General features: G+C 60.3%; 12 protein-coding genes. 3 read left to right on the plus strand and 9 right to left on the minus strand.

Features of this window, described 5'->3' with window-relative positions; translation table 11 throughout:
* Positions 1-41: 41 nt before the first annotated feature.
* Positions 42-1,079 (plus strand): L-glyceraldehyde 3-phosphate reductase, encoded by a 1,038-nt coding sequence (mgrA, locus tag CKW14_RS10240; protein ID WP_095125272.1) that lies wholly within the window; start codon positions 42-44, stop codon positions 1,077-1,079.
* A gap of 217 nt (positions 1,080-1,296) precedes the next feature.
* Here mgrA and tauD read toward each other — a convergent pair whose 3' ends face one another.
* From tauD to CKW14_RS10275, 7 genes are all read right to left on the minus strand, one after another.
* Positions 1,297-2,139 (minus strand): taurine dioxygenase, encoded by an 843-nt coding sequence (gene tauD, locus CKW14_RS10245; RefSeq protein WP_095125273.1) that lies wholly within the window; start codon positions 2,137-2,139, stop codon positions 1,297-1,299.
* A gap of 144 nt (positions 2,140-2,283) precedes the next feature.
* The gene (gene tauC, locus CKW14_RS10250; protein WP_095047097.1) at positions 2,284-3,123 is read right to left on the minus strand and encodes a taurine ABC transporter permease TauC; all 840 of its coding nucleotides are present in this window, start codon (positions 3,121-3,123) and stop codon (positions 2,284-2,286) included.
* Positions 3,120-3,914 carry a taurine ABC transporter ATP-binding subunit gene (tauB, locus tag CKW14_RS10255; RefSeq protein WP_095125274.1) on the minus strand — a complete coding sequence of 265 codons (795 nt, stop codon included), beginning with the start codon at positions 3,912-3,914 and terminating at the stop codon, positions 3,120-3,122. Before tauB ends, tauC begins: the two co-directional genes overlap by 4 nt.
* A 16-nt stretch (positions 3,915-3,930) precedes the next feature.
* Positions 3,931-4,908 (minus strand): taurine ABC transporter substrate-binding protein, encoded by a 978-nt coding sequence (gene tauA / locus CKW14_RS10260; RefSeq protein WP_095125275.1) that lies wholly within the window; start codon positions 4,906-4,908, stop codon positions 3,931-3,933.
* Positions 4,909-5,356: 448 nt separating this feature from the next.
* Positions 5,357-6,940, minus strand: coding sequence for a glutamate--cysteine ligase (gene gshA / locus CKW14_RS10265; protein WP_095125276.1), 1,584 nt, complete (start codon positions 6,938-6,940; stop codon positions 5,357-5,359).
* A 246-nt stretch (positions 6,941-7,186) separates the two neighbouring features.
* A complete protein-coding gene (locus tag CKW14_RS10270; protein ID WP_053116527.1) occupies positions 7,187-7,570 on the minus strand; it encodes a PaaI family thioesterase in 384 nt (127 codons plus the stop codon).
* Complete coding sequence (locus CKW14_RS10275) at positions 7,570-9,894, minus strand: Tex family protein (RefSeq protein WP_095047101.1); 2,325 nt, start codon at positions 9,892-9,894, stop codon at positions 7,570-7,572. The genes CKW14_RS10270 and CKW14_RS10275 overlap by 1 nt, the downstream gene beginning before the upstream one ends.
* Before the next feature lie 358 nt (positions 9,895-10,252).
* Between CKW14_RS10275 and ompR the strand changes: the two genes are divergently transcribed.
* The gene (ompR, locus tag CKW14_RS10280) at positions 10,253-10,993 is read left to right on the plus strand and encodes a two-component system response regulator OmpR (RefSeq protein ID WP_095047102.1); all 741 of its coding nucleotides are present in this window, start codon (positions 10,253-10,255) and stop codon (positions 10,991-10,993) included.
* A 113-nt stretch (positions 10,994-11,106) separates the two neighbouring features.
* Positions 11,107-12,420 (plus strand): ATP-binding protein, encoded by a 1,314-nt coding sequence (locus CKW14_RS10285; protein ID WP_095047103.1) that lies wholly within the window; start codon positions 11,107-11,109, stop codon positions 12,418-12,420.
* 228 nt (positions 12,421-12,648) lie between these two features.
* On the opposite strand, the gene rimK is transcribed toward CKW14_RS10285, so the two are convergent.
* A complete protein-coding gene (gene rimK / locus CKW14_RS10290; RefSeq protein ID WP_007949201.1) occupies positions 12,649-13,554 on the minus strand; it encodes a 30S ribosomal protein S6--L-glutamate ligase in 906 nt (301 codons plus the stop codon).
* Positions 13,551-13,997 carry an ATP-dependent zinc protease gene (locus tag CKW14_RS10295; protein ID WP_176471280.1) on the minus strand — a complete coding sequence of 149 codons (447 nt, stop codon included), beginning with the start codon at positions 13,995-13,997 and terminating at the stop codon, positions 13,551-13,553. Before CKW14_RS10295 ends, rimK begins: the two co-directional genes overlap by 4 nt.
* Positions 13,998-14,036 lie beyond the last annotated feature (39 nt).

Here is a 14,036-nt window from a genome sequence, read left to right on the forward strand (position 1 = left end):
TGAAGTCGACACCCATTTCAAGACAGACAAGAGAGGATTCGATGACTTACACCGCTGCCGAAAACCGCTATGACTCCATCCCTTACCGCCGCGTCGGCCGCAGCGGTCTGGTGCTGCCGGCGCTGTCGCTGGGCCTGTGGCACAACTTCGGCGACAGCACGCCGATCGACACCCAGCGTGCCTTACTGCGCACCGCGTTCGACTTGGGGATCAACCACTTCGACCTGGCCAACAACTATGGCCCGCCGTACGGCAGCGCCGAGATCAATTTCGGCCGCCTGCTGCGCGAAGATTTCAAGCAGTATCGTGATGAGCTGATCATCTCCAGCAAGGCCGGTTGGGACATGTGGCCCGGCCCTTACGGCCAGGGCGGCGGCTCGCGCAAATATGTGCTGGCCAGTCTCGACCAGAGCCTGCAGCGCCTCGGTCTGGACTATGTGGATATCTTCTATTCGCACCGTTTCGACCCGGATACCCCGCTGGAAGAAACCGCCAGCGCCCTCGCCACTGCCGTGCAACAGGGCAAGGCGTTGTACATCGGTATCTCGTCGTATTCCGGGGTGAAAACCCGTGAAATGGCGGCGCTGTTGAACGAGTGGAAAGTGCCGCTGCTGATTCATCAACCAGCGTACAACCTGCTCAATCGTTGGGTGGAAAAGGATCTGCTGGATACCACCGATGAACTCGGTACTGGCGTGATTGCTTTCACTCCACTGGCGCAAGGTCTGCTCACCGACAAATACCTCAACGGCGTGCCGGCGGATGCGCGGGTCAATCGTCCGGGCGGTGGTTCGTTGCAGGCTTCGCATCTGTCCGAGGCCAACATCGCTCATGTGCGGGCGTTGAATGAAATTGCCAAGCGTCGTGGTCAGAGTCTGGCGCAACTGGCACTGGCGTGGACGTTGCGGGATTCACGGGTGACCTCGGCGCTGATTGGTGCGAGCCGGCCGGAGCAGATTATCGAGAACGTCGGGGCGTTGAAGAATTTGAGCTTCAGTGCTGAGGAGCTGGCGGAGATTGACCGGTTTGCCCAAGAGGGCGGGATCAATCTTTGGGAGAAGCCTTCGACGGCGGAGTGAGTCACCCTCACCCCAGCCCTCCCGAAACGTCGGACCGCCCAGAGGGAGAGGGGGCCGACCGAGGTGTCTGTAGCCATACATCGACCTGAAAAACCGAGTCGACTATGGATTCAGCAAAGCAATATCAGGTCGGCGTACCTCTAAAACATCCCCCCTTTCAGTTCCCTCTCCCTCCGGGAGAGGGTTAGGGTGAGGGGCTTTTGGCTGTTAAAACGGCTCAACGAAAAAACGGCACATCCCCCAACACCGTCGCCCGCTGCATCACCCGCCGCGCCGGCCGATAATCATCCACCGCGTAATGCTGAGTCACGCGGTTATCCCAGAACGCAATGTCGTCCTGCTGCCAACGCCAGCGAATGGTGAATTCCGGCCGCGTCGCATGGGCGAACAGAAACTTCAGAATCGCCTCGCTCTCGGTTTCCGACAGCTCATTGATCTTCGACGTGAAGCCTTCATTGACGAACAACGAACGCCGTCCGCTGACCGGATGCGTACGGATCACCGGGTGCGACAGCGGTGGATTCTTGCGCCGTGCCTCTTCCCACTGCGCCAACGCTTCAGGCGTATTGCCATAGCGCTCCAGTGGAAACGAGCGAGTGAAATCGTGGGTCGCGGTCAGCCCTTCGAGCAAGGCTTTCATTGACGCCGACAGCGCTTCGTACGCAGCAATCCCGCTGGCCCACAGCGTGTCGCCACCGAACTCCGGCAGCAACTTGGCGCTGAGCACCGCGCCCATCGCCGGCGTCGGCAGGAAGGTCACGTCGGTGTGCCAGATCGCGTTGTCACGCACGTCGGTGACGGCGGTGTCGAGGATCAACACTTCCGGTTGTTCCGGCACGTTCGGGTAGATCGGGTGAATGTGCAGATCACCGAAGTACGCGGCGAAACGCGCTTGTTGTGGCGGTTCGATTGGCTGGTTGCGGAAGAACAACACTTGATACTTGAGCAGCGCTTGTTCGATGGCGTCGCGGTGTTCCAGGCTCAGCGGCTGACTGATGTCGACGCCGCTGATCTGCGCGCCGAGGGCCGAGCTTAATGGGGTGATGTTGAGGCTGCTCATGGTCTTTCTCTTCGAATTCGGAGTGTCATGCTTTTGTGGGAGCGAGCCTGCTCGCGAATGCGGAGTGTCAGGCGACAGTGCAGTGACTGATCCGACGCTTTCGCGAGCAGGCTCGCTCCCACAGGGGAAGTTTCACAAGGCGATTTAGTGGGCCTGGCCGTGCCACGGCACCAGTTTGCGTTGCAGGGCGCGCAGGCCCATTTCCATGGCGAAGGCGATCAGGGCGATAACCAGAATCCCCAGCACCACCACATCGGTGACCAGGAATTGCGCGGCCGACTGCACCATGAAGCCCAAGCCACTGGTGGCTGCGATTAATTCAGCGGCGACCAACGTCGACCAACCAACCCCCAGACCAATGCGCACGCCAGTCAAAATATCCGGTAACGCGCTCGGCAAAATTACATGACGAATCAGCTGCAAACGCGTCGCGCCCAGCGACTGCGCAGCACGCAATTTCGCCGGATCAACCGTGCGCACACCGGTCGCGGTGGCAATGGCAATCGGCGCGAAAATCGCCAGATAGATCAGCAGCACTTTCGACAACTCGCCGATGCCGCACCAGATCACGATCAGCGGCAAATAGGCCAGCGGTGGGATAGGGCGGTAGAACTCGATCAGCGGATCGAGCACGCCACGGGCGATGCGATTGGCCCCGATGGCAATGCCCACCGGCACGGCGGTCAGGATCGCAAAACCGAGGCCCAGACCGATGCGGCTCAGGCTGGCGCCCAAGTGCTGCCACAACGTCGAATCCATGTAACCAGTAGTCGCCAGCAACCAGCCTTTTTGCAGCACGGCGGACGGTGGCGGCAGGAACAGCGGCTCTATCAATCCAGTGGCTGTTACGGCCCACCAGATTGCCAACAACGCGAACAGCGTCAGCAGGCTGATCCAGCGCGTGCTGAGGCTGCGGCGTACGGGAATCGCCACGGATGGTTTCGCGGGTTTTACCGCCGCCGAGGAAACGTCGTAACTGCTCATGCGCGCTCCTGCCGTTGTGCGGCGCTGCGTTGCGAGAACACTTTGCTCAGCACGTGTTCACGGGTTTCGATAAAACGCGGATCGGATTTGATCGCACGGGCGGACTCGCCAGTGGCGTAACGCTGACCGAAATCCAGGTGCAGACGCTCAACGATCTGCCCCGGATTCGGCGCGAGCAGAATCAGGTCAGTGGCGAGGAACACCGCTTCTTCAATGTCGTGGGTAATCAGGAAAACCGGTTTGGCCGTGCGCTGCCAGACTTGCAGCAACAGCTCCTGCATCTGTTCGCGAGTGAACGCGTCGAGGGCACCGAAAGGCTCGTCCATCAGCAACACGCGCGGATCAGCGGCGAGCGCGCGGGCGAGGCCGACACGTTGCTTCTGGCCACCGGAGAGTTGCCAGATGCGGCGACTTTCGAACCCTGAGAGATCAACCAGCGCGAGCATTTCACGGGCGATTTTTTCGCGCTTGTCCTTGGCGATACCGGCCAGCTCCAGACCGAATGCAACGTTGGCCAACACGTCCTGCCAAGGCAGCAAAGCGTCGTCCTGGAACACCACGCCACGTTCGGCGCTCGGGCCTTTGACCGGCACACCGTCGAGGGTGATGCGCCCGGCGCTCGGCTCGACGAAACCGGCAATCAGGTTCAACAGCGAAGTCTTGCCACTGCCGGACGGGCCGAGGGCCACCAGCAATTGCTGAGGCCCCAGGGTCAGAGAAATATCCGCCAGCACCGGTGTCGGGCTGCCCGGGTACTGTGCGCTGATGCGCTCCAGCTGTAGCAAGGCCATCGCAGTTAACTCCCGGTCAGTTGGTGATGTATTTGGCGCTGACGTACGGCGCGTAGTCCGGCAGAACCGCTTCGACCTTGCCCTGCTCCTTGAGGAACGCGGCGGTGTCGGTGATGGCTTTGGTGGTCGGCGCGCCTAGGGTGACGACTTGATCAGCCGCCAGCGGGTAGACGTTGCCTTGCAGCAGCAGCGGAATGTCGCTGGCCTTGGCGCCGGAGAGTTTCACCAGTTTGTCGACGTTGGACTGATTGGCGAGCCAGGCTTTCGGGTCTTTGCGGTAGTCGGCGTAGGCGTCGAGGGTGACCTTGGCGAACGCGGTGACGATTTCCGGGTGCTTCTCGGCGAAGTCTTTGCGCACGATCCACGCATCGAACGTCGGCGCGCCAAACTTGGCCAGTTCGCCGGAGGTGATCAGCACTTTGCCGTTTTCCTTGGCGACACCGAGTGCCGGATCCCACACGTAGGTGGCGTCGATGTCACCGCGTTTCCACGCGGCAATGATCGCTGGCGGGGCGAGGTTGAGCACGGTGACTTTCGACGGATCAATGTTCCAGTGCTTCAGCGCCGCGAGCAGGCTGTAGTGACCGGTGGATACGAACGGCACGGCGATTTTTTTGCCGATCAGGTCTTGCGGGGTCTTGATCCCGGAACCGTCGCGAGCGACCAGTGCTTCGGCGGCGCCGATCTGGGTGGCGATTAGGAAGGTTTCGACCGGGACTTTGCGCGTGATCGCGGCGGTCAGCGGGCTCGAACCGAGGTAGCCGATCTGCACGTCACCGGAGGCGATGGCAGCGATGATGTCGGCGCCGTTGTCGAACTTGCGCCAGGCGATGTCGGCTTTGGTGGCTTTTTCGTAGGCGCCGTCGGCCTGGGCGACTTTCGCCGGGTCAACGGTGGTTTGGTAGGCGACGGTAAGGTCGGCGGCCTGGGCCAGAAAACTCGCGGCAGCCAGAGAGGCCGCGGCCAGCAGGCGAAGCGGGAAATTCAGTTTCATTGAACAGCTCCATATCAGGCGACCGAGCGTCGGCGTGAAAGGAGACTAAATGATCTAAGAATCAGTAAATAAATAACTTTTTAGAATGAGCTTATGAGCGGAAAAATCTAAGGCTTGGTGGGATTGGGGGGGTAGATCGTTCCCACGCTCTGCGTGGGAATGCAGCCGGTGACGCTCCGCGTCACCTGGACGCAGAGCGTCCCTTGAGGCGTTACCACGCGGAGCGTGGGAACGATCAGAATTGTGGATATTTCGGATCTTGCGTTCGACGTTAGATCTTTGCCCCCTCACCCCAGCCCTCTCCCCCAGGGGGGCGAGGGGGAAAGGGAGCCGATCTTTGTGCTTTTCAAGGCCTGAGTTCGGCTCGGTATTTCACGTCAGCGTACTTCGCACCAACAACCCGGTCAGTCCCCTCTCCCTCCGGGAGAGGGTTAGGGGGAGGGGCTCTTCAGTTGCTGATCGCCAAAATACTCGCCTGATACGACCCGACGAATACGTCGAAATCACCGACTTCGTTCTGCTCCAGCTCAGCCTGCGCTGCCAGAGAAGTACGCGCCAGCTCCTCAAACTTCGCCTGCTCATCCGCCGCCAAAGGCTCGCTACGGAAAAACTCGGCATGGACCTGGCTCTGACGTAGCGAAAACTGCGCAAAGCTTTCCTTGTGCTCCGCCATCGCCGCCAACACTTGCGCGGATGGTGTAAGGGACGGATCGCTGACCTTGGCCAGTTGCGCATCCAGCGCCTTGCTGTGCGCATCGCCGCCATGGCTCTGATCCAGCAGCGCCGCCAGCGGGGCGATTTGCTCCAGCAGTTCTGCCGCCCAGGTCTTCATCTCGACCGGTTCACCGTCACGCTGCAATTGCAGGCCTGGACGACGACCTTCCTTGACCACGCTGAGGAAGTTCGACGTCGCATTGCCGCACGAGGTGTTGGTCAGCAACGGGCTGTCGTTCAGCGCGCAGTACAGCAGGAACGCGTCGAGGAAGCGCGACTCGGTGAGGTCGATGCCCATCGGCAGGAACGGGTTGATGTCCAGGCAACGCACTTCAACGTACTGAATGCCACGGGCCACCAGCGCCTGAATCGGCCGCTCGCCGGTATAGGTCACGCGTTTCGGGCGGATGTTGGAGTAGTACTCGTTTTCGATCTGCAGGATGTTGGTGTTGAGCTGCACCCACTCACCATCCTGGTGCGTGCCGACTTCAACGTACGGCGCGTACGGCGTGGCCACGGCTTTGCGCAGGCTGTCGGTGTAGCTCGCCAGATCGTTGTAGCAAGGCGTCAGACCGGCCTGGGCGTTGCTCTGGTAACCAAGGTCGCTCATGCGCAGGCTGGTCGCGTACGGCAGATACAGCGTGTCTGGATCGAGCTGTTCCAACTGATGCGAACGGCCACGCAGGAAACCGGCGTCCAGCGCTGGCGAAGCACCGAACAGGTACATCAGCAGCCAGCTGTAACGACGGAAATTACGGATCAGTGCGATGTAGGAAAACGACTGGTAATCGCGATCGGTGCCGACAAAACCTTCGGTTTCGCGCAGCAGTGGCCAGAGCTTTTCCGGCAGGGAGAAATTGTAGTGAATCCCGGCGATGCACTGCATGGTCTTGCCGTACCGCAGGGCCAGGCCCTTGCGGTAGACGTACTTGAGCTGACCGATGTTGGAGGTGCCGTAGTAGGCGATCGGGATGTCTTCCTCGGCCGGCAACGGGCACGGCATCGATGGACTCCACAGGTACTCGTTGCCGAGCTTGCTGTAGGCAAAGCGGTGAATCTTGTCCAGGCTCGCCAACGTGTCGGCCGGATCCGGCAGAGCGGGCGTGATGAATTCCAGCAGCGACTCGGAGTAGTCGGTGGTGATTTGTTCGTTGGTCAGCGCGGAACCCAAGGCTTCGGGGTGCGGCGTTTGCGCCAGGCGACCTTCGCTGGTCACGCGCAGGCATTCACGTTCGATACCGTGCAGGCACTGCTCGAGCAGAGAGAGGTTAGCGCGCTCGCCGAGCAGAGCCAGGCGGCGGTTGAGAAGTTCGCTCAATTTGGATTCCTTCACGCGTCAGTCGCCCCAATATGGGGGTGGGCAAGACGGTCTACAAGGGTGAAGTTGAAACTGGCGTTTTCGCCTGGTTTTTCTAGCCGGTCAGCCGCACACATACCTGTAGGAGCTGCCGCAGGCTGCGATCTTTTGATCTTGCTATTGAAAAACAAAATCAAAAGATCGCAGCCAGCGGCAGCTCCTACAGGATTCGTTGCGCCGAAATTAACTCAAAATGATGACCGGTAGCTACAGGACAGCGAACGTGCCTTGCGCTTTTGCGACCAGTTTGTCGCCCTGCATCACGTCGGCTTCGACCACCAAAGTACGTCGGCCCGGGTGAATCACCCGCGCCGTGCACATGACCTCACCGTCGGAAACGGCGCGGATATAGTTGATCTTGCATTCGATGGTCGCGCTCTGCTGATCGAAGCCATGAGTGCTGGAACAGGCCAGCCCCATGGCGATATCGACCAGACTGAACAGCGCGCCACCGTGCAATTTGCCGCCGCGATTGCGCAGTTCCGGTTCCAGCACCAGGGCGACTTGCGCCACCCCGGTTTCCAGGCTGTGCAGGCGGCAGCCCAACAGCTTGAAAAACGCGCTCTCGACGAGCCCGGCCGGAATCTCCATCAGCGTTTCTTCAACTGCTTGGCGTTGGCGAACAGCGAGGCCATCGCGTTGTTCACTGGCGCTGCGGTGGCGGTTTCCTTGCGCGGTGCGTTGTTCGAAGGCTGGCGTTGCGCCGAGCCTGGACGCGAGCCACGGGCGCCGTCGATCTTCTCGCCCGGGGTGTCGCCCATGCGCATCGACAGACCGACGCGTTTGCGCGGAATGTCGACTTCCATGACCTTCACTTTCACCACATCGCCGGCCTTCACCGCTTCACGCGGGTCCTTGATGAACTTCTCCGACAGCGCCGAGATGTGCACCAGACCGTCCTGATGCACGCCGATGTCGACGAAGGCACCGAATGCGGTCACGTTGGTGACAACGCCTTCGAGGATCATCCCCAATTGCAGGTCTTTGAGGTCTTCAACGCCTTCCTGGAACTCGGCAGTCTTGAACTCCGGACGCGGGTCGCGGCCCGGTTTTTCCAGCTCTTGCAGGATGTCGGTGACGGTTGGCAGACCGAACGTCTCGTCGGTGAATTTCTTCGGATCCAGACGCTTGAGGAACCCGGCATCGCCGATCAGCGAGCGAATGTCGCGGTCGGTTTCAGCGGCAATGCGCTGCACTAGCGGGTAGGCTTCCGGGTGAACGGCCGACGAATCCAGCGGGTTGTCGCCGTTCATCACGCGTAAGAAACCGGCCGCCTGTTCGAAGGTTTTTTCGCCCAGACGCGCGACTTTCTTCAGCGCTGCGCGGGTTTTGAACGCACCGTGTTCGTCGCGGTGCGTGACGATGTTTTGCGCCAGCGTCGCGTTGAGGCCGGAGATCCGCGCCAGCAGCGCCACCGAAGCGGTGTTCACGTCAACGCCGACGGCGTTCACGCAGTCCTCGACCACAGCGTCCAGGCCGCGCGCCAGTTTCAACTGCGAAACGTCGTGCTGATACTGGCCGACACCGATGGATTTCGGATCGATTTTCACCAGCTCAGCCAGTGGATCCTGCAGACGACGGGCGATGGACACCGCGCCGCGGATCGACACATCCAGATCCGGGAATTCCTTGGCCGCCAGTTCCGACGCCGAGTACACCGATGCACCGGCTTCGGAGACCATGACTTTGGTCATCTTCATCGCTGGATATTTTTTGATCAGCTCGATCGCCAGTTTGTCGGTCTCGCGGCTGGCGGTGCCGTTGCCGATGGCGATCAGATCAACCGAATGCTTGGCGCACAGGGCGGCCAGAATGGCGATGGTCTGATCCCATTTGTTGTGCGGCACGTGCGGGTAAACCGTGGCGTGATCAAGCAGTTTGCCGGTCGAGTCGACCACGGCGACCTTGCAGCCGGTACGCAGGCCCGGGTCGAGACCCAGTGTTGCACGCGGGCCGGCCGGGGCGGCCAGCAGCAAGTCGTGCAGGTTGTGGGCGAAGACGTTGATCGCTTCGGTTTCGGCGCCGTCACGCAGCTCGCCGAGCAGGTCGGTTTCCAGGTGGGTGTAGAGCTTGACCTTCCAGGTCCAGCGCACCACTTCACCGAGCCACTTGTCGGCCGGGCGGTTCTGGTTCTGGATGCCAAATTGCTGGCCGATCATGCCTTCGCACGGGTGCATGGTGCCCGGCAGTTCGTCGCCGACTTTCAGCGCGGAGCTGAGGATGCCTTCGTTGCGTCCACGGAAAATGGCGAGCGCGCGGTGCGACGGCATGCTTTTCAGCGGTTCGTCGTGTTCGAAGTAATCGCGGAACTTGGCGCCTTCCTCTTCCTTGCCAGCGATGACGCGGGCACTGAGGGTCGCTTCCTGTTTCAGGTAGTTACGCAGTTTCTCCAGCAGGCTGGCGTCTTCTGCGAAGCGTTCCATGAGGATATATTTGGCGCCTTCGAGCGCAGCCTTCACGTCGGCCACGCCTTTTTCGGCATCGACGAAGCGTGCGGCTTCGGTTTCCGGGGTCAGGTTCGGGTCGTTGAACAGGCCATCGGCCAAGTCGCCGAGGCCGGCTTCCAGGGCGATCTGGCCCTTGGTACGGCGCTTCTGCTTGTACGGCAGGTACAAGTCTTCGAGGCGAGTCTTGGTGTCAGCAAGTTTGATGTCGCGCTCAAGGGCAGGGGTGAGTTTGCCTTGCTCTTCGATGCTGGCGAGGATGCTGATGCGCCGTTCGTCGAGTTCTCGCAGGTAGCGCAGGCGCTCTTCCAGATGACGCAACTGGGTGTCATCGAGGCTGCCGGTGACTTCTTTCCGGTAACGGGCGATGAAGGGAACGGTAGAGCCTTCATCGAGTAGCGCGACGGCCGCTTCGACCTGTTGTGGGCGTACGCCGAGTTCCTCGGCAATGCGGCTGTTGATGCTGTCCATAAAACCACCTGACATATTGTGAAATCAGGCTCGCAGGCACGGAAATAAAGGCCCGGAGTCTGGTTGAGCGGCTAGAAAATTGCCGCTGCCTGGGTCAAAAGGCAGCCCATTGACCCGTGAAATCGAACAATTACTGCGCGCGGCAGGAAAAAAAGCCTGCCACCTGCGGTAACGATTCAGACGTTGCCTGGCACAAAACGCCGCGCATTATAACCAGCGTTCTGTCATTCGGGGGCGTCGCAGTCTGTAGGCATAAACCCCGGTTTTCTGGCAGTGAAGGAAAAATCTGCTAACAATGCACACGGTGCGTATAACGGCAGCTACGCCATAATGCGCGCCGAGCTAAAAGGAGCATCCAATGAGCAGCACTGCACAAACTGCTGAAGGCGAAAAAATTCTCATCGTTGACGACGATCCGGGCTTAAGCAGCCTGCTGGAACGTTTTTTCGTCAGCAAGGGCTACCGTGCCCGCACCGTACCGAACACCGAGCAGATGGATCGTCTGCTGTCGCGTGAAGTTTTCAATCTGGTGGTCCTCGACCTGATGTTGCCTGGCGAAGACGGTCTGACCGCGTGCCGCCGTCTGCGGGCCGCGAACAATCAGATTCCGATCATCATGCTCACCGCCAAGGGCGATGAGATGAGCCGCATCAAAGGCCTGGAACTGGGCGCCGACGACTATCTGGCCAAGCCGTTCAACCCGGATGAGCTGATGGCCCGTGTCAAAGCTGTCCTGCGTCGTCAGGCCGCACCGGTACCGGGCGCGCCGGGCAGCGAAGACGAAAACGTCACCTTCGGTGATTACGTCTTGTCGCTGGCCACTCGAGAATTGAAGCGCGGCGAAGAAGTGCACATGCTCACCACCGGTGAGTTTGCGGTACTCAAGGCTTTGGTAATGAACGCGCGTCAGCCACTGACCCGTGACAAACTGATGAACCTGGCCCGTGGCCGCGAGTGGGATGCCCTCGAGCGTTCCATCGATGTGCAGATTTCCCGTCTGCGTCGCATGATCGAGCCTGATCCGTCGAAGCCGCGCTATATCCAGACTGTCTGGGGCGTGGGCTACGTGTTCGTACCGGATGGTGCCGCCACCAAGTGATCGGTGATTTGTAGGAGCGGGTCTGCAGGTTTTGGTCGAACGGCCATGCCCGCAGACTCGCAATCCGCAATATGCGAGCATTGCTCGCTCCTGCAAGTGTGTAGCGGTTATAGATGAAAACCCCTGTCTGGTTCCCCCAAAGTTTTTTCTCCCGCACCCTTTGGCTGGTGCTCATCGTCGTGCTGTTTTCCAAGGCGCTGACCCTGGTTTATCTGTTGATGAACGAGGACGTGCTGGTGGATCGCCAATACAGCCATGGCGTCGCCCTGACGCTGCGTGCCTATTGGGCTGCGGATGAAGAAAACCGCGCAAAGATTGCTGATGCGGCGACCCTGATCCGGGTGGTCGGCGCCGGTGTGCCGGAAGGCGAACAGCACTGGCCGTACAGCGAAATCTATCAGCGACAAATGCAGGCGGAGCTGGGCGCCGACACCGAAGTGCGCTTGCGCATGCACTCGCCGCCAGCGTTGTGGGTGCGCGCGCCGAGCCTCGGTGATGGCTGGTTGAAGGTGCCGTTGTATCCGCACCCGTTGCGTGGCCAGAAAATCTGGAACGTGCTCGGCTGGTTCCTCGCCATCGGCTTGCTCTCGACAGCCTCTGCATGGATTTTCGTCAGTCAGCTCAACCAGCCGTTGAAACGTCTGGTGTATGCCGCCCGGCAGCTTGGTCAGGGCCGTAGCGTGCGGCTGCCGATCAGCGATACACCGAGCGAGATGACCGAGGTCTATCGCGCTTTCAACCAGATGGCGGAAGACGTCGAACAGGCCGGTCGCGAGCGTGAATTGATGCTGGCCGGCGTATCCCATGATCTGCGCACACCGTTGACCCGCTTGCGCCTGTCGCTGGAGTTGATGGGCGACCGCAACGACCTGACCGACGACATGGTGCGCGACATCGAAGACATGGACGCGATTCTCGACCAGTTCCTCGCGTTTATTCGTGATGGTCGCGACGAGTCGGTGGAAGAGGTGGATCTGACTGATCTGGTGCGCGAGGTGGCGGCGCCATACAACCAGAATGAAGAGAAAGTGCGTTTGCGTCTGGAGCCGATTCAGCCGTTCCCGCTGCGTCGGGTCTCGATGAAGCGCTTGCTCAATAACCTGATCGGCAACGCCTTGAACCATGCCGGCGGTAGCGTGGAAGTCGCGGCTTATGTGTCCGGTGACGTCAATGCGCCTTATGTGGTGCTGAGCGTGATGGACCGCGGCGCGGGGATTGATCCTTCGGAACTTGAAGCGATTTTCAACCCGTTTACGCGAGGCGATCGTGCCCGGGGCGGTAAGGGCACCGGCTTGGGGTTGGCGATTGTGAAGCGGATTGCTTCGATGCATGGCGGCAATGTTGAATTGCGTAATCGGTCCGGGGGTGGACTGGAAGCGCGGGTGAGGTTGCCGTTGGGGCTAATGTTGCCTAGGGACGCTGTGTAGATCAAAAGCCCCTCACCCCAGCCCTCTCCCAGAGGGAGAGGGAGCCGACCGAGGTGTCTTGCGTCATACATCGACCTGCAAAATCAGGTCGATTATGGATTCAGCGGTACTCGTTCAAGTCGGCGTAGTTCTCCAATATCCCCCAATCAGTCCCCTCTCCCTTCGGGAGAGGGTTAGGCGGGCGGCGTTCCGATGAGGGGCTCTTGCTCTTAGCTCTAGCTCTTCGCTTTAGCCCTTGCCTTTGGTGCGGGTCATATTCGGCCCGCCATTCTTCTCAAGATGCTCAATGATGATCCCCGCCACATTCTTGCCGGTAGTGGTCTCGATCCCTTCCAGCCCCGGCGACGAGTTCACTTCCATAACCAGCGGCCCGTGATTGGAACGCAGGATATCCACACCCGCCACCGCCAGGCCCATGACCTTGGCTGCGCGCAACGCGGTCATGCGCTCTTCCGGGGTGATCTTGATCAGGCTGGCGCTGCCGCCACGATGCAGGTTGGAGCGGAACTCGCCCGGCTTGGCCTGACGCTTCATCGCTGCGATGACTTTGTCACCGACCACGAAGCACCGAATATCCGCACCGCCCGCTTCCTTGATGTACTCCTGAACCATGATGTTTTGCTTCAGGCCCATGAACGCCTCGATCACCGATTCGGCGGCGGTCGCGGTTTCGCATAACACCACGCCGATGCCCTGCGTGCCCTCCAGAACCTTGATTACCAGCGGCGCGCCGTTGACCATGTCGATCAAATCGGGAATGTCATCCGGCGAGTGAGCAAAACCCGTCACCGGCAGGCCGATGCCGCGCCGCGACAGCAGTTGCAGCGAACGCAACTTGTCCCGCGAACGGGCGATGGCCACCGATTCGTTGAGCGGGAATACCCCCATCATTTCGAACTGACGCAACACCGCGCAGCCATAAAACGTCACCGACGCACCGATCCGCGGAATCACCGCGTCGAAACCTTCCAGCGGTTTGCCGCGATAGTGGATCTGCGGCTTGTGGCTGGCGATGTTCATGTAGGCGCGCAAGGTGTCGATCACTACCATTTCATGCCCGCGCTCGGTTCCGGCTTCGACCAGACGGCGGGTGGAATACAGACGCGGGTTCCGCGACAGCACAGCGATCTTCATGCAACACCTGTGGAGGAGGTAGATACCGGGAACACCGGCTTGTCTTGTACATATTTGATGCCCGGATTGACCACCAACTGGCCATCGATCAGGGCTTTGGAGCCGAGCAACAGGCGATAGCGCATGGACTTGCGGCAGGCGAGGGTGAACTCGATCGGCCAGACCCGATCACCCAGGGCCAGAGTGGTGCTAATCACATAGCGCTCCTGGGCATGGCCGTTGGAGCTTTTGATGGTTTTGCGCGTCACCAGTGGCGCTTCGCAGCGGCGGTGACGCAACTGCACCACCGTGCCCAGGTGCGCGGTGAAACGTACCCATTTCTGGCCGTCGCGTTCGAACGGCTCGATGTCGGTGGCATGCAGGCTGGAGGTGCTGGCGCCGGTGTCGATTTTCGCTCGCAGGCCTGCGACTCCCAGATCAGGGAGCGCCACCCACTCGCGCAGACCGACAACGGTCAAATGGTCAAATGTCTTCAATAGAAA

The organism is Pseudomonas sp. Irchel s3a12, assembly GCF_900187485.1.
Taxonomy (GTDB): domain Bacteria; phylum Pseudomonadota; class Gammaproteobacteria; order Pseudomonadales; family Pseudomonadaceae; genus Aquipseudomonas; species Aquipseudomonas neuropathica.